This is a genomic window from Reyranella sp. (assembly GCF_965279625.1).
GTDB lineage: Bacteria > Pseudomonadota > Alphaproteobacteria > Reyranellales > Reyranellaceae > Reyranella.
The window spans coordinates 4,071,933-4,088,366 of record NZ_OZ257251.1; the positions used below are offsets into that span (position 1 = coordinate 4,071,933).

Genomic DNA, 16,434 nt, shown 5'->3' on the forward strand with positions numbered 1-16,434 from the left:
ATGGCTTCGTCCGACATCGTCGTCAGCCCGGTCGAGTCCAAGGCCGACCTGAACGCCTTCATCGCGCTGCCGAGGCGCCTCTATGCCGGCCACAAGGGCTATATCGCGCCGCTCGACCTCGAGCGCCGGGAAGCCTTCACGCCGGGCAAGAACCCGCTGTTCGAGCATGTCGAGGTGCGCTTCTTCCTGGCGCGGCGGAGCGGCAAGGTGGTCGGCCGCATTTCGGCACAGATCGACCTCGCCCATCTCGAGCGCTACGCCGACAGCACCGGGAACTTCGGCTGCCTGGTGGCGGAGGACGAACCGGCGATCTTCGCGGCCCTCTTCAGTGCGGCCGAGGCATGGCTCCTGGGCAAGGGCATGAAGCGGGCGACCGGCCCGTTCAGCCTTTCGGTCAACGAGGAGGTGGGCCTGCTGATCCACGGCTTCGACAGCCGGCCGGTCCTGATGGTGCCCTACGACCCGCCCTATGCTGGACCCCGGGTCGAGGCCTGCGGCTACGTGAAGGCCAAGGACGTCTTCTCCTACGACTACGACGTCCAGAACGCGCCCGAGACGATCGGCGCCAAGCTGCTGGCGCGCGGCGGCCTGGAAGGCCGGGTCAAGGTGCGCACGGCCAACATGAAAATGTTCGACGCCGAGGTGCGCACGCTCGTCTCCATCTTCAACGACGCCTGGAGCGACAATTGGGGCTTCGTACCCTTCACGCAGGCCGAGATCGACCATGCCTCCAAGGCTTTTGGCCCGGTGATCGTGCCCGAGCTTGCGGTGTTCGTGGATGTCGACGACGAGACCGTGGCCTTCATCGTGGCGCTCACCAACCTCTACGAGGCGATCGAGGAATTCGACGGCAAGCTCGGGCCCCTCAAGCTCGCCAAGCTGCTGTGGCGCCTGAAGATCGCCGGTGTCGGCAGCACGCGCGTGCCGCTGATGGGCGTGAAGAAGAAGTTCCGGAACCATCCGCTGCTGGGCGCTGGCCTCGCCATGATCGCGATCGATCATCTCCGGCAGAACGGCAAGCGGCTGGGCAAGACCTCGGCCGAACTGGGCTGGATCCTCGAGGACAACAAGGCGACCAACAACATCATCCGCTCGGTCGGCGGGGTCCACTATAAGACCCATCGCATCTACGAGAAGGTGCTGGCAGGGTGAACGCGTCGGCGCCCTCGCGGCCGCCGAAGCCGCCCTCTGCCTTCGCCCCCCTCGCCAACCGCTCGTTCCTGGCGATGTGGATCGCCAACCTGATGTCCAACGTCGGCGGCTGGATGCAGACCACGGGTGCGGCGTGGGAAATGACCAGCCTGACGCAGGAACCGATCTTCGTGGCCCTGCTGGCCGCCGCCGGCACTCTGCCGATGTTCCTGTTCTGCTTCTTCGCCGGCATCCTGGCCGACCGCTTCGACCGCCGCCGCTACATCATGTGCTGCCAGGTCTGGATGATGGGCGTGGCCGCGACCCTGGCCGTGCTGGCCTTCCTCGGCCAGCTCAACCACTGGAACCTGTTGGCGCTGTCCTTCTGCATGGGGCTGGGTAACGCCATGAACGCGCCGGCCTGGCACGCCGTGGTGCCCGAGATCGTAACCGGACCGCAGCTCCGACCGGCCATCGCGCTGAACAGCGCCGGCTTCAATCTCGCCCGCACCATTGGCCCTGTCATCGGCCAGCTCCTGCTGGGCCTGGTCGGCGTGTTCCTGCTCTTCGCCATCAACGCCTTCACCTATGTGGGCGTGATCCTCGCCATGCGCGCCTGGAAACGGCCGGCCGAGGCCCGCGCTGCCCAGCGCCGCGAGACCCTGGGCGAGGCGGCGCGCGCCGGCATCGCCTTCGTCCGCGGCTCGGCGGAACTCCGGGCGATCTTCGCCCGCGGTCTCTGTTTCTTCGTGCCGGGCATCGCCATGGGCACCCTGCTGCCGGTGATCGGTCGCTTCGAGCTTGGCCTCGACGAGTTCACCTTCGGCATCCTGTACGGCGTATTCGGCATCGGCGCCGTCGCCGCGGCCTTCGCGCTGCCGATGGTGAACCGCCTGCTCGGGGCCGATCGCGCCAACATCTGGGCGATGGGCGTCTCGGCCGCCGCAACTTTGGTCGCGGCGCTGGCCATGACGCCGGTCGTCGTCGGCGCCGTCGTTGCCATCAATGGCGCCTGCTGGATCACCGTCATCGCCAACAACGGCGCTTCCGTGCAGATGATCCTGCCCAACTACATGCGCGCGCGCGGCATGGCGGTGCATCAGATGGTGTTCTTCGGCGCGATGGTGCTGGGCGCGCTGCTGTGGGGGAAGATCGCCAACTTCTTCGACGTCCGCACCGCGCTGATCTGCTCGGTGGTGATGCTGGTGCCGCTCACCGTACTGGCCGCGTCGATCAAGCTCCCGGGGTCGTCGGTGCCGCGCGTCTGACGCGGTTCTGTAGTCCCAGCGTCACGAGCGCAGCGAAAGTTTCGGGGCGGGACAGATTCCGCTTGTAACCATGTCGATTAGTTGTAGATAGCACCCATACAAGACGCCCAACGCACGTGCCGCTGGCCCTCTGTGGTTACGCAACGACGGAAAGTGTTCTTTTTGGCAGTGCCGGTTTCGAGCCGGGTCCGGGAAGGAGCTTCTGAGATGGTTGCATACCGCGCGGGGCGCGTTCCCCGCTATTATGTCATTTGCCCGACCCTCGCTCGGGCCTCCTTCCTCGCTCAGCCGCATAAACGGATCTTAGCTCAGTCGAGTATCGGCTGACGTATCGCGCCACGCTTGGCGCCGTACGTCGTCGTTCGATCTCTTCCGACAAGCTGACTATCCAGACGGGGAACCCCCCAGCGATGACCGAGCGTATTTTCCGTTATCTCCGCGAGCAGCAGCCCGAGACGCCGTGCCTCGTGATCGACCTCGACGTGGTCGAGAACAATTTCCGCCGCATGCGCGAGCTGCTGCCGACGGCGCACATCTTCTACGCCGTGAAGGCCAATCCGGCCGCACAGGTGCTGGCTCGTCTGGCCACGGCGGGGTCCAAGTTCGACACGGCGAGCCGTGGCGAGATCGAGATGATCCAGGCGACCGGCGTCTCGATGGACCGCGTCTCCTTCGGCAACACGATCAAGAAGGAAAAGGATATCGCCTGGGCCTACCAGCAGGGCGTGCGCCTGTTCGCCTTCGACAGCGAGGCGGAGCTGCAGAAGCTTGCCCGCGTGGCGCCGGGCGCCCGCGTGTTCTGCCGCGTGCTGGTGGATTGCGGCGGTGCCGAATGGCCGCTCAGCAAGAAGTTCGGCTGCGCGCCGGAGATGGCGAAAGACCTGCTGCGCAAGGCCAAGGACTGGGGCCTCGACGCCTACGGCATCTCCTTCCATGTCGGCAGCCAGCAGACCGACCTCGACCAGTGGGACAGGGCGCTGGGCCAGGTCTCGCAGATGTTCTTCGCCCTCGCCGAAGCGGGCGTGGACCTGCGCATGGTCAATCTGGGCGGCGGCTTCCCGGCGCGCTATCGCTCCGAGGTGAGCGGCATCGAGGCTTATTGCGATGCCGTCACCCGCGCGCTGGTGCGCCACTTCGGCAACCGCATGCCCGAGGTCATCATCGAGCCGGGCCGTTCCATGGTGGGCGATGCCGGTGTGATCCAGAGCGAGGTCGTACTGGTCTCGCGCAAGGCAGCCGGCGACCGCAAGCGCTGGGTCTACCTCGACATAGGCAAGTTCTCGGGCCTTGCCGAGACGATGGACGAGAGCATCAAGTACCGCCTGCGCACGCCCGGCGAGGGCACGCGCATGGGCCCCGTGGTGCTTGCCGGCCCGACCTGCGATTCGGCCGATATCCTCTATGAAAAGACGGAGTACAAAATGCCTCTGTCCCTGAAGCCGGGCGACAAGGTCGAGATTCTCTCGACCGGCGCCTACACGACGACCTACTCCTCGGTCGCGTTCAACGGCTTCGCGCCGCTCAAGGCGGTCTGCATCTGAACTGACACAATTCGGGCGTACGGAACGACGGGGCCTTGAGAAAGGCCCCGTTGCTGTTTTTACTGACTGCTCAACAAAGGAACGGGGACGCTGAAATGGCGAAGAAGACTGCGCGCAAGCCCTCGACGAAGAAGTACCTCGATTTCCATGGCCGTCTGGTCATGGTGGGCTTCGGCTCGATCGGCCAGGGCGTGCTGCCTCTGATCCTCCGTCATATCGGCATCAAGCCCGAGCAGATCACCATCATCACCGACGACATGCGCGGCGGCGAGGACGAGGCCGAGCGCTTTGGCGTCGAGTTCGTCGAGAAGCGCCTGACCGAGTCCAACGTCCGCTCGACCTTGGACAACCGACTGGGCCAGGGCGATTTCCTGCTCAATCTCTCGGTCGAGGTCGCCTCGACGGCGCTGATCGAGCTTTGCCAGAAGAAAGGCGTGCTCTACCTCGACACCTGCATCGAGCCCTGGCCGGGCGGCTATTCCGATCCCAACCTGTCGGTCTCGCGCCGCTCGAACTACGCGCTGCGCGACACGATGATGAAGCTCAAGTCGCGCCACAAGGGCGGGACGACGGCCGTGGTCGCGCATGGCGCCAATCCGGGCCTGGTCTCGCACTTCGCCAAGCAGGCGCTGGTGAACGTCGCCCGCGACACCGGCCTGAAGACGGCCGTGCCGACCACGCGCGAGGGCTGGGGCAAGCTCGCCCAGCGCCTGGGCGTGAAGGTGATCCACATCGCCGAGCGCGACACACAGGTCTCGCCCAAGCCGAAGGAAGTGGGCGAGTTCGTCAACACCTGGTCGATCGACGGCTTCGTCTCCGAAGGCGGCCAGCCCGCCGAGATGGGCTGGGGCACGCACGAGAAGACGCTGCCGCCCGACGGCAAGCGTCACACGTTCGGCTGCGACGCCGCGATCTACCTCAACCGTCCGGGCCTGCTCACCCAGGTGCGTACCTGGACGCCGATCGAGGGCCCGTTCCACGGCTACATCATCACGCACAACGAATCGATCTCGATCGCCGACTACCTGACGGTGCATGACGGCAAGAAGGCCGTCTATCGCCCGACGGTGCACTACGCCTATCACCCGTGCGACCAGGCGATCATGTCGATGCACGAACTGGCGGGTAAGAATCTGACGCAGCAGAAGCGTCAGCGCCTGATCGTCGACGAAGTGACCTCGGGCCGCGACGAGCTCGGCGTGCTGCTGATGGGCCACAAGAAGGGTGCCTACTGGTACGGCTCGCAGATCGACATCAACGAGGCGCGCAAGCTCGCGCCCTACAACAACGCGACCTCGATCCAGGTCGTGGCGCCGGTGCTCTCGGGCATCATCTGGGCGCTCGAGAACCCGAACGAGGGCATCGTCGAGGCCGACGAGATGGACTTCCAGCGCAACCTCGAGATCTGCATGCCCTATCTCGGCCCGGTCGTCGGGAAGTACAGCGACTGGACCCCATTGCAGGGCCGCGGCGACCTCTTCCCCGAGGACCTCGACAAGTCCGACCCCTGGCAGTTCAAGAACTTCCGGGTGGTGTGACCGAGCGTTTCATGGGCGCTCGACTCTGGGTGACGAGGCGTCTCGCCAACTCGCCTGCCAGGACGAACTTTCAGGTCGTGTCGTTATGCAGGGCACATATCTTGCTCGATATTTCCGACAGGACCTGCGGACCGAGATGCGAGGGCGGGAGACAATGAGCGACGCACAAAAAGTCGACTACGAATTCCTGCTGCGTTCCAATCTTGAGCGCGTTTTCAGCGAGCGTGACGCTTCGAAGCGCGCGGCTGCCGTCGCGGAGCTCTTCGTTGCGGAGCCGGTGATGTACGAACCTGATAACGTGGTGATCGGGCGCGCGGCAATCTCCGATGTGGCGGGCAAGCTGCTGGAGCAATTCGGGCCCACGTTCAGCTTCGCGGCTTCTGCGCCGGCCGTTGGACATCACGGAATGGGAACCCTGCGTTGGCAAGCGGGACCCAAGGATGGCCCTGTTACCGTGACGGGGACAGACGTCGCGGAAATCGAAAACGGCAAGATCTCTCGGCTTTGGGTCTTGCTCGATCCGCCAACGACATGACCGCCTGGCCTGATCCGATCGCACCTTAGTCCAAGCGCCCGTTTCCGCTGCGTCCCGGCGCTCTTCGCCGGCTTGCTCCGCGCCTCCGGAAGCATGGCCTCCTGTCATCGTGATGCGCCGTCCGTCCCGCACGGCACGCGCATTGCATTGCCTGTGAGGGGAACTGGCAGCCTGTCGGCGCGGTCTGCGACAGGCGGAGGGGTAAATCATGGCCCATTTGCACAGGTTTGCGGCGGTTGCGGCGTTAGCGTTGGGATGGTCGGCGGGAACAGCGGGTATGGCAGCTGCCCAGACGACGCTCAGGATGGTCTCTCACGCCGACATCAAGATCCTCGATCCGATCTGGACGACGGCGAATATCAGCCGCAACCACGGTTACATGATCTACGACGTCCTGTTCGCCACGGACGCAGATTTCAAGATACAGCCGCAGATGGCGGAGAAGTACACCGTCTCCGACGACAAGCTCACCTACACGATCACCCTGCGCGACGGCCTTGAATGGCATGACGGCAAGCCCGTCACCTCCGAGGATTGCATTGCCTCGATCAAGCGCTGGGGCGCCCGCGATGGATATGGCCAGGTGCTGATGAAAGCGATGGCCGACATGAAGGCTGTCGACGACAAGACCTTCACCCTCACCTTGAAGGAGCCGTTCGGCCTCGTCCTCGAGGCGCTGGGCAAGGTGGGATCGAGCGTACCCTTCATGATGCCCAAGCGTGTCGCCGACACCGATCCCAACAAGCAGATCGAGGATTATACCGGCTCGGGTCCCTTCATCTTCAAGAAGGACGAGTGGAAGGCCGGCGAGAGGGTCGTCTACGTCAAGAACACCAGATACAAGCCGCGCGCCGAGCCGCCCTCGATGCTGGCCGGCGGCAAGGTGGTGAAGGTCGACAGGGTCGAATGGCTCGCCATCCCCGATCCCAGTACGGCGGCCAATGCGTTGATCGCGGGCGAGATCGACCTCATCGAGACTCCGCCGCCCGATCTCTTTCCGCTGCTCAGGGCCAACAAGAACGTCGCTCTGTACGGTTGGAACGCGATCGGCTCGCAAGCCCTGATGCGCTTCAACCACCTGCAACCGCCGTTCAACAATCCGAAGGCGCGTCAGGCCGCGATTTATGCCTTGGCGCAGGAGGACCTGCTGCGGGCGCAATACGGCGAGCCCGAGATCTACAAGGTATGCAACGCGCCGTTCATCTGCGGCACCATGTACGGCAAGGAGTACGGCGACCTCGTGATCAAGCCCAACCTGGAGAAGGCACGGGCGCTGCTGAAGGAGTCGGGTTACGACGGCACGCCGATCACGATGCTCCATCAAACCGATCTCGCCTCGTCCAACCAGTTCCCGCCGGTCGCCAAGCAACAGCTCGAGCGCGCCGGCTTCAAGGTCGACGTCCTGGCGATGGACTGGCAGAGCGTGATCTCGCGCCGCGCCCGCAAGGAGCCGCCGGCCCAGGGCGGCTGGAACATCTTCTTCACCACCAACATCACCATCGACGTCGACAATCCCGGCACCAGCAACTTCGCCGCCGCGACCTGCGAGAAGGCATGGTTCGGCTGGCCGTGCGATCCCGAGATCGAGAAGCTGCGCAGCGCGTTCCTCAAGGAGGGTGACCCGGCCAGGCGTAAGGAGATCGGCTTCGCGATCTCTGATCGCGTGATGGAGCAGGGCGTCTACGTTCCGATCGGCCAGTACAAGGCTTTCGGCGCCTATCGCAAGGACCGGCTGGAAGGATGGCTGCCCGGGCCGGTGGCCATGACCTGGAACATCAGCAAGAAGAACTGAGAGGCGGCTCCTTCGGCGCAAATCTCCCTCAGCGCCTGATCGACACCAGCGGCAGATCGAAGGGCGCGCTGGCGCCCTTGATGTTGTCCGGCAGCGGTGAGTAGGGCGAGCCGGCACGGACGCCGGCCAGCACGCCCTCGTCGAACTCCGGTTCGCCGCTCGAGCTGATGACGGTGGCGCCGAGCAGGCGGCCGTCGCGGGCGATGACGATTCGCACGACCGTCAAGCCCTGCCGCTTCTGGGTGCTCGACGTGTAGCGGTAACCCACGATCTTGCGCAGAACCTCGGAGAGATAGTTGTCGGCGACTTTGGCGCGCGCATAGGTGTCCGACGGATTGACGAAACGATGCTGCGTCGGCGGCTCGGCGGAGGAGGCGGAGGGTGGCCGCTGTGCCGGCGCGGTCGAGAGCGGCGAGGGTTTCAGTTCGGGCTTCGGTGCGGGCGGTGGCGGCCGGGGCGGGGCCGCGAGCGCTTGCTGCTGCGGCATGGCCTTCGGCGTCGGGACGGGCTCGGCCGGCTTCACCGGCGACTCGGGCGACGGCGATGCCTGCTGGGCGGGCGGCGGCGGGGTCGGCGCCTTCTTCAGCCCCTGCTCCGTCGGGGGCTCCGGTGTGGGCCTGGCGGCCGGTGTCGGCGCGGGGGCCGGAGTCCGGGCTGGTGCAGGCGGTGGCTCGACCCGCGCCTCGACCGGGGGCGTGGGCGTTGGCGGCACGACTTCCGGCTGCGGTAGCAGACTGGGCTCCTCCTTGCTCTCGGGCGGCGGCGGCGGCGCCGGCGGTTCCTTCGAGACCTGGTCGGTCGGGGGTGCCTGGGTCGGACGGTCCCCCGTGACGGGCGCCGGCGGGCGCACGCCGAGATTGATGGGCGGCAACGTCTGGGGCAGCGGAACCTGCTTTGGCTGCGCCGCGGGTGGCTTCGGCGGCGGCTCGGGCGGGGGCGGATCCGGCGGCTTGGGCTGCTCGAACGAGACGTTGATCGCTTCCTCGACCGGCGGCACCGGCGGCTTCTGCTGCGCCATCCACCACAGCGCCGCCGCCACGAGGGCATGCAGCAGGATCGCCAGCGCGAGCGCGACGGGCGACATGCGGTCGGATCTGTAGGAAAAGGCGCTTACGGCGTGGGCCACGAGGCGGTTCTAGAGCTTGTCGCCCCGATGCTTGGCGTCCTCGGAGCGGGAGGGCGAGCCTTGGGGTTTACCTGAGGCCGGGGCAGACGTGAACCTGCAGGAAAGGCGCCAAGCCGATCCTGCGATGTCTTGTCCGTTCTATCGTTGCGAATACGGGCGATTTTACGGGGGTCCGGCGTTTCAGCGAAAGAAAATGAAGGTCAGCGCCACGAACAGCGGCACGAGAATGCCGCACGACCAGGCCATGTAGCCGAAGAAGCTCGGCATGCGGATGCCGCTCTCCTCGACCACCGCCTTGACCATGAAATTGGGCGCGTTGCCGATATAGGAGTTGGCGCCCATGAACACCGCGCCGCAGGAGATCGCCGCCAGGGTGCTGGCGAGGGTCCCCATCAGCAGGTTCGCATCGCCACCGGCCAGATTGAAGAAGACGAGGTAGGTCGGCGCATTGTCGAGGAAGCTCGACAGGATGCCCGTCAGCCAGAAATACCAGATGTCGTTGGGATGCCCGTCCGGGCCGGTCACCAGCGCGACCAGTGGCGCCAGGACACCGTCCTTCCCGGCCCGGAGGATGGCAAGGGCCGGCGCGATGGTGATGAAGATGCCGGCGAACAGCTTGGCCACTTCCAGCATCGGCCCCCAGCTGAAGCCGTTGTCGAGGCGAGATGCGCGCGAGGTCAGGCGCAGCGAGAGGAAACAGATCGCCACCAGCGCCAGATCGCGCAGGACGTTCTGCAGTTCCAGCGTCACGTGGAAGACAGTGAAATGGATGCCGGGATTCCAGGCGCCGCTGGCCAGCACCGCCCCCACGATGGCTGCCAGCAGGATGACGTTGACGCCGCCTTCGATCCGCACCGGCGTCTCGGGCGTCGGGTCGGGTTTCTTGCGGCCTTCCTTGCGATACCAATAGCTGTCGATCACGTAGAACAGCGCCAGCAGGACGATGGCGCAGACCAGCATCTCCCCGAACAGGTGCTCCGTCGTCCAGAAGAAGCTGACGCCCTTCAGGAAGCCCAGGAACAGCGGCGGATCGCCGAGAGGCGTCAGCGCGCCGCCGATGTTCGACACCAGGAAGATGAAGAACACGAACACGTGGATCTTGTGCCGGCGATCGTCGTTGGCGCGGATCATGGGGCGGATCAGCAGCATCGATGCCCCGGTCGTGCCCATCCAGCCCGCGAGCACCGTGCCGATCGCCAGCAGGGCCGTGTTCATCGACGGCGAGCCGTGGATGTTGCCCTTTATGTGGATGCCGCCAGTCACGGTGAACAGCGCCGTCAGCAGAACGATGAAGGGGATGTAGTCGAGCAGCAGCAGGTGGATGATTTCGTAGACGGCGCTCGGCACGCTGTGAATTACCGCGAACGGCACGATGATCATCGCGGCCCAGGCGGCGGAAACCTTGCCGAAATGGTGATGCCAGAAGCTCGGCGTTGCGAGGGGCAGGATCGCGATCGACAGGAGGATGCCGACGAACGGGATCATCCAGGCGAGGCCGAGATGACGTCCGTCGATCGCGGGGGCGTCGGTACCTGCTGCCCAGGCCGGCAGTGCAAAGGTGAGCGTGAGCAGGCCGGGGAGGAGTCGTCGGAGCTTCATCAGCCCACGTAGGTTGCCGTGACGCCGCCGTCGACGGTGAGGGTATGGCCGTTGACGTAGCTCGCGGCGGGAGAGGCGAGGAAGATCGCCGCGCCGGCGATTTCCGACGGATCGGCCCAGCGTTTGGCCGGGCAGCGCAGGCGCAGCCGTTCCCCGGCCGGGGAGTCGATCAGCGCCTCGTTGGTTTCGGTCGCGAAGAAGCCGGGCGAGAGGGCGTTGGAGGTGACGCCGGTGGCGCCGAGTTCGGCAGCCAGCGCGCGGGCGAGCGCTTCGAGGCCCGCCTTGGCGGCGATGTAGGACGAGGCCCCGGGGGCGGCGAGCGTGGCAGCGATCGAGGTGACGAGGATGAGACGTCCCCATCCGCGTTCGACCATGCCCGGCACGACCAGCCGGATCAGTGCCTGACCCGCCGAAAGGTCGGTATCGACCAGCTGGGCGAAATCGTCGGACTCGATCTCGGTGAACGGGCGACGGTCGCGCTCGCCGACATTGTGGATCAGGATATCGATCGGGCCGGCATCGGTCAGGGCCAGCTTCATGGCGGTGCGGTCGGCCATCCCGAACACCACCCCATCGGTCGCCCGGCCGGCCGCGCGCAACTCCGCCAGCCGCGGCGCCAGCCTCTCATGCGAGCGGCCATGCAGGAGCACCCGGGCGCCGGCTTCCGCCAGCCCCTTGGCCATCTCCCAGCCCAGGCCACGGGCCGATCCGGTGATCAGCGCGGTGCGGCCGTCGAGGCGAAACTTCTCCGGAAAGGTCGACATGTATCGGGACATTCGGCTATTGCGACAGCCGACTTAGCTTTGGATTCGCAAATGCTGCAACTGCCTAAAGTGATCGGCCATCGCGGCGCCATGGCCTATGCCCCCGAAAACACGCTGGAATCGTTCCGCGAAGCCCACCTCCGTGGCGCGACCTGGGTCGAGATCGACGTCAAGCTGACGGCCGACGGCGTGCCCATCGTGATGCACGATTCGTCGCTGAAGCGGACGACCGGAGTCGACCGGCTGGCGTCCGAGATGCGCGCGTCCGAGCTGCCGCCCTCGGTGCCGACCTTCGAGCAGGCGATCGCCTGCTTCGGCGAGCTGGGCCTGGGCTGCAATGTCGAGATCAAACCGTGCGAGGGCCGCGAGGTCGAGACCGCGCGGGTCACCGTCGACACACTGCGCCGACTGTGGCCGGCCTCGCTGCCGGCGCCGCTGCTGTCGAGCTTCAGGGACCAGTCCCTCGCCGCCGCCCGCGAGGCCGCACCGGAATTTGCGCGGGCGCTGCTGATCGACGAATTGAAGGACGACTGGCAAGGGCGCGCCGAGGCGGTGTCGGCCGCCGGCATCAACACCAATGGCAAGCGCCTGACGGCGGTCCGCGCGGTCGAGATCCGCAAGGCCGGTTATGTGCTCAGCGTCTACACGATCAACGACGGCGACGTGGCCCGGGCACTGGTCGGCATGGGCGTGCAGTGCGTCATCAGCGACGCGCCGGACGTGATCCTGGCCGCCCTCCCGTAGGTTCGACCATTTGGGGGTTGCGCTCGCTGCGCAGTCTTGGTGTTCTGTCATCAGACCGCAACAAAACCGACACATCACAGTCGTGCGGCCCGTCGATACATCGCCGGGGATTTTTCTGGGAGGTTTGTTCGATATGACACGGATTCTGCTGACTTCCGTCGCGGCCGCGGCGGTTCTCGCGAGCGCGTCGACCGCGTTCGCACAAACTGAAATTCAGTTCTGGCATGCGATGGGCGGCAATCTGGGCGACACGGTCAACGCGCTGGCCGACGGCTTCAACAAGTCGCAAAGCGAATACAAGGTGAACCCGGTCTACAAGGGCTCCTACACCGAGACGCTGACGGCCGCGATCGCCGCCTTCCGCGCCAAGCAGGCGCCGCACATCGTGCAGGTCTTCGAAGTCGGCACCGCCAACATGATGGCGGCCAAGGGCGCCGTCTATCCGGTCTATCAGCTCATGGCCGACGCCAAGGAGCCGTTCGACCCGAAGGCCTATATCGGCCCGGTCTATGGTTACTATTCGACGCCGGACGGCAAGCTGCTGTCGATGCCGTTCAACTCCTCGACGCCGGTCCTGTACTGGAACAAGGAGCTGATGCAGAAGGCGGGCCTCGACCCCGAGAAGCCGCCGAAGACCTGGCCGGAGCTCGGCGAGATGGCCAAGAAGGCCGTCGCCGCCGGCGCCAAGTGCGGGTTCACGCCGCAGTGGCAGACCTGGACGATGATCGAGAATTACGGCGCCTGGCACAATCTGCCGTATGCGACCAAGGACAACGGCTTTGGCGGCATCGACATCGAGCTGAAGTTCAACGACCCGGCCCGCGTGAAGTTCATCCAGATGCTGGCCGACTGGACCAAGGACAAGACGTTCGTCTATGGCGGCCGCGAGGGCAAGTCGACGGCGCTGTTCACGGCCGGCGACTGCGTGTTCCACATCGCCTCGTCCGGCTCGGCGGCGGCGATCGACAAGGGCCTCGGCGGTCCGACCAAGTACGGCATCGGCATGATGCCCTACTCGCCCGACGTGGCGCCCAAGCCCCAGAACTCGATCATCGGCGGCGCCACCCTTTGGGTCCTGCAGGGCCGGCCGGCCGCCGAGTACAAGGGCGTCGCCAAGTTCATGAGCTACCTCGCCAGCACGCCGGTGCAGGCGAAGTGGCACCAGGAGACGGGCTACGTGCCGATCACCCTCGCCGCCGCCGAGGCGACCGAGAAGGAAGGCTTCTACAAGAAGTTCCCGGGCCGCGAAGTGGCCGTCCAGGAGCTGACGCTCAATCCTCCGACGGCCAACTCCAAGGGCCTGCGTATCGGCAACTTCGTGCAGATCCGCGACATCGTCGACGGCGAGCTCGAGAACGTATGGTCGGGCAAGAAGGACGCGAAGACTGCACTCGACGACGCCGTCAAGGCGGGCAACGATCAGCTCAAGCGCTTCGAAGCGGCCAATAAGTAAAGCCTTGCTGTTGCTTTCCCCCTCCGGTCCTTCGGACCACCTCCCCCGCAAGGCGGGGGAGGCTGGGAGGGGGAGGGCCACGGTCTAGCTCGATGGAAAAACGCGTCACCTTCAACGACCGCTGGCTGCCCTATCTTCTGTTGGGGCCGCAGATGATCATCACGCTGGTCTTCTTCTTCTGGCCGTCGGGCCAGGCGATCTACCAGTCGGTGCTGATCGAGGATGTCTTCGGCGGCAATTCCAAGTTCGTCTGGTTCGAGAACTTCGCCCAGCTCTTCAGAGACAATAGCTACGCCCACTCGGCGCAGATCACTGTGGTCTTCAGCTTCCTGGTGGCGGCCATCGGGCTCGGTGTCTCGCTGCTGCTGGCCGTCATGGCCGATCGCGTGATCCGCGGGGCCACCGCCTACAAGACCTTTCTCGTCTGGCCCTACGCGGTGGCACCAGCCGTCGCCGGCGTCCTCTGGGGATTCCTGTTCAATCCCTCGGTCGGCATCATCGCCTGGATGCTCCAGGGCATCGGCATCGAATTCAACTATGTGGTCAACGGCAACCAGGCCCTGTTGCTGGTGGTGATCGCCGCGGTGTGGAACCAGATCAGCTACAATTTCCTGTTCTTCCTGGCGGGCCTGCAGTCGATCCCGAAATCGCTGATAGAGGCGGCGGCGATCGACGGCGCGGGCCCCGGCCGGCGGTTCTGGGACATCATCTTCCCACTGCTCTCGCCCGTCGGCTTCTTCCTGCTCGTCGTCAACATCATCTATGCCTTCTTCGGGACCTTCGGCGTGGTCGATTCGCTGACCAAGGGCGGACCGGGTAAGTCCACGGAAATCCTGGTGTTCAAGGTCTTCAACGACGGCTTCCGCGGCCAGGATCTCGGCGGCTCCTCGGCGCAGTCGGTGATCCTGATGGTCGTGGTCATCGCGCTCACCTTCGTGCAGTTCCGCTTCATCGAGCGCCGGGTGCACTACTGATGGTCGAGAACCGGCCCTTCCTGACGTTGCTGAGCCACGTCGTCGTGTTGCTCGGCGTGGTCATCATCGCCTTCCCGGTGTGGATGACGTTCGTTGCCTCGACGCACGACCAGCAGACCATGCTGCAGTCGCCCATACCTGTATTGCCCGGCTCGCATCTGATCGAGAACTACACGAAAGTGCTGACCGAGGGGTATGGCCGCGTCGGCAGCACGCCCGTCCTGATGACGCTGACCAACAGCATGATCATGGCGTTGGGCGTGGCCATCGGGAAGATCGCGATCTCGATCACCTCGGCCTTCGCCATCGTCTATTTCCGCTTCCCCGGCCGGATGTACTTCTTCTGGGCGATCTTCGTGACGCTGATGCTGCCGGTCGAGGTGCGCATCGTGCCGACCTACGGGGTCGTCGCCTCGCTCGGCATGCTCGATTCCTATCCGGGCCTCATCATTCCGTTGATCGCCTCGGCAACGGCGACATTCCTGTTCCGCCAGTTCTTCCTGAGTGTGCCCGACGAACTCACCGAGGCCGCGCGGGTCGATGGCGCGAGCCCGATGCGCTTCTTCTGGGACATTTTGCTCCCGATGAGCCGGACCTCGATCGCGGCGCTGTTCGTGATCCAGTTCATCTATGGCTGGAACCAGTATCTCTGGCCGCTGCTGATCACGACCAAGGAAAGCTATTACACCGTCGTCATGACGGTCTCACGCCAGGCCAACGTGGTCGACGGGGTGCCGAGCTGGAACCTGCTGATGGCCATGGCGATGCTCGCCATGCTGCCGCCGGTCCTGGTCGTCGTGTTCATGCAGCGCCAGTTCGTGCGCGGCCTGGTCGAAACCGAGAAGTAGGCGAGACGGAGAAGCAGGGCCATGGCGCAAGTCCACCTCCGCGGTGTGAGGAAGAGCTACGAAAAGCTCGAGGTCATTCACGGCGTCGACATCGAGATCGCCGACGGCGAATTCGTCGTGATCGTCGGCCCCTCGGGCTGCGGCAAGTCCACCCTGCTGCGCATGGTGGCGGGGCTGGAGCGCATCACCGGCGGCACGATCGCGATCGGCGATCGCGTGGTCAACGAGCTGGAGCCCAAGGATCGCGACATCGCGATGGTGTTCCAGAACTACGCGCTCTATCCGCATTTCAGCGTCTACGAGAACATGGCCTATGGCCTCAAGATCCGCGGCCTCTCCAAGGCCGAGATCGACCAGAGGGTGCAGAAGGCCGCCAAGATCCTCGAGCTGGGCACGTTCCTCCAGCGCAAGCCGCGCCAGCTTTCGGGCGGCCAGCGTCAGCGCGTCGCTATGGGGCGCGCCATCGTGCGCGAGCCGGCGGTGTTCCTGTTCGACGAGCCGCTGTCCAACCTCGATGCCAAGCTGCGCGTGCAGATGCGGCTCGAGATCAAGCGCCTGCAGCGCGAGCTCGACGTCACCTCGATCTACGTCACGCACGACCAGGTCGAGGCGATGACGCTCGCCGACCGGCTGATCGTCATGAACGCCGGCGTCGCCGATCAGATCGGCACGCCGATGGACGTCTACGAACGGCCGGCTTCCGTCTTCGTCGCGGGGTTCATCGGCTCGCCGGCCATGAACTTCCTGGCCGGCAAGGTGGTCGAAGGCAGCCGCGCGATCGAGCTGGCCGGCACGGGGGCCGTGCGCATCACCTTGCCGATTGGCCTTGCGACCACGGCGGCGGCGGGAACACCGGTCGCGGTCGGCATCCGGCCCGAGCATCTGCACCCGGCGGCCGACGGTCCGCTGGAATTCGAGATCGAGCTGGCCGAGCCGTTGGGGGCCGACACCCTGCTGCACGGCCGCTTCGGTGAGGCGCGCGAGCTGGTCACGGTGCGGCAGGGCGGCCATGTGCTGGCCAAGCCCGGCGAGAAGCGGCGCTTCAAGGCCGATCCCGGACATCTCCATCTGTTCGATTCGCAGACCGGCAAGCGTATCCCCGACGCGGCATGACAAGCGGC

The 16,434-nt window shown here is 65.4% G+C and carries 14 protein-coding genes; 11 read left to right on the forward strand and 3 right to left on the reverse strand.

The window, feature by feature from the left end:
- The 6 genes from ACQY78_RS19805 to ACQY78_RS19830 all read left to right on the forward strand — a co-directional run bounded on the left by ACQY78_RS19805 (position 1) and on the right by ACQY78_RS19830 (position 7,805).
- A complete protein-coding gene (locus ACQY78_RS19805) occupies positions 1-1,152 on the forward strand; it encodes a dATP pyrophosphohydrolase (RefSeq protein WP_428677877.1) in 1,152 nt (383 codons plus the stop codon).
- A complete protein-coding gene (locus tag ACQY78_RS19810) occupies positions 1,149-2,399 on the forward strand; it encodes an MFS transporter (protein WP_428677879.1) in 1,251 nt (416 codons plus the stop codon). The genes ACQY78_RS19805 and ACQY78_RS19810 overlap by 4 nt, the downstream gene beginning before the upstream one ends.
- 410 nt (positions 2,400-2,809) lie before the next feature.
- The gene (locus ACQY78_RS19815; protein WP_428677880.1) at positions 2,810-3,940 is read left to right on the forward strand and encodes a type III PLP-dependent enzyme; all 1,131 of its coding nucleotides are present in this window, start codon (positions 2,810-2,812) and stop codon (positions 3,938-3,940) included.
- Between the two features lie 95 nt (positions 3,941-4,035).
- Complete coding sequence (locus tag ACQY78_RS19820; RefSeq protein ID WP_428677882.1) at positions 4,036-5,478, forward strand: homospermidine synthase; 1,443 nt, start codon at positions 4,036-4,038, stop codon at positions 5,476-5,478.
- 154 nt (positions 5,479-5,632) lie between these two features.
- Positions 5,633-6,013 carry a nuclear transport factor 2 family protein gene (locus ACQY78_RS19825; protein ID WP_428677884.1) on the forward strand — a complete coding sequence of 127 codons (381 nt, stop codon included), beginning with the start codon at positions 5,633-5,635 and terminating at the stop codon, positions 6,011-6,013.
- A 277-nt stretch (positions 6,014-6,290) separates the two neighbouring features.
- Complete coding sequence (locus tag ACQY78_RS19830) at positions 6,291-7,805, forward strand: ABC transporter substrate-binding protein (RefSeq protein WP_428677885.1); 1,515 nt, start codon at positions 6,291-6,293, stop codon at positions 7,803-7,805.
- A 28-nt stretch (positions 7,806-7,833) separates the two neighbouring features.
- Here ACQY78_RS19830 and ACQY78_RS19835 read toward each other — a convergent pair whose 3' ends face one another.
- The 3 genes from ACQY78_RS19835 to ACQY78_RS19845 form a co-directional block, all read right to left on the reverse strand.
- Complete coding sequence (locus ACQY78_RS19835; RefSeq protein ID WP_428677887.1) at positions 7,834-8,931, reverse strand: TonB family protein; 1,098 nt, start codon at positions 8,929-8,931, stop codon at positions 7,834-7,836.
- Positions 8,932-9,111: 180 nt separating this feature from the next.
- A complete protein-coding gene (locus ACQY78_RS19840) occupies positions 9,112-10,530 on the reverse strand; it encodes a sodium:proton antiporter (protein ID WP_428677889.1) in 1,419 nt (472 codons plus the stop codon).
- Positions 10,530-11,294 (reverse strand): SDR family oxidoreductase, encoded by a 765-nt coding sequence (locus ACQY78_RS19845; RefSeq protein ID WP_428677891.1) that lies wholly within the window; start codon positions 11,292-11,294, stop codon positions 10,530-10,532. The genes ACQY78_RS19840 and ACQY78_RS19845 overlap by 1 nt, the downstream gene beginning before the upstream one ends.
- Before the next feature lie 51 nt (positions 11,295-11,345).
- Between ACQY78_RS19845 and ACQY78_RS19850 the strand changes: the two genes are divergently transcribed.
- The 5 genes from ACQY78_RS19850 (at position 11,346) to ACQY78_RS19870 (ending at position 16,426) form a co-directional block, all read left to right on the forward strand.
- On the forward strand, positions 11,346-12,038 hold the full coding sequence (locus ACQY78_RS19850; RefSeq protein WP_428677893.1) for a glycerophosphodiester phosphodiesterase family protein: 693 nt from the start codon (positions 11,346-11,348) through the stop codon (positions 12,036-12,038).
- A 133-nt stretch (positions 12,039-12,171) separates the two neighbouring features.
- Positions 12,172-13,491, forward strand: coding sequence for a sn-glycerol-3-phosphate ABC transporter substrate-binding protein UgpB (gene ugpB, locus ACQY78_RS19855; RefSeq protein ID WP_428677895.1), 1,320 nt, complete (start codon positions 12,172-12,174; stop codon positions 13,489-13,491).
- Positions 13,492-13,583: 92 nt separating this feature from the next.
- Complete coding sequence (gene ugpA, locus ACQY78_RS19860) at positions 13,584-14,465, forward strand: sn-glycerol-3-phosphate ABC transporter permease UgpA (protein WP_428677897.1); 882 nt, start codon at positions 13,584-13,586, stop codon at positions 14,463-14,465.
- Positions 14,465-15,313 carry a sn-glycerol-3-phosphate ABC transporter permease UgpE gene (ugpE, locus tag ACQY78_RS19865; protein ID WP_428677898.1) on the forward strand — a complete coding sequence of 283 codons (849 nt, stop codon included), beginning with the start codon at positions 14,465-14,467 and terminating at the stop codon, positions 15,311-15,313. The genes ugpA and ugpE overlap by 1 nt, the downstream gene beginning before the upstream one ends.
- 21 nt (positions 15,314-15,334) lie before the next feature.
- The gene (locus tag ACQY78_RS19870) at positions 15,335-16,426 is read left to right on the forward strand and encodes a sn-glycerol-3-phosphate import ATP-binding protein UgpC (protein ID WP_428677900.1); all 1,092 of its coding nucleotides are present in this window, start codon (positions 15,335-15,337) and stop codon (positions 16,424-16,426) included.
- The last annotated feature ends 8 nt before the right edge of the window (positions 16,427-16,434 follow it).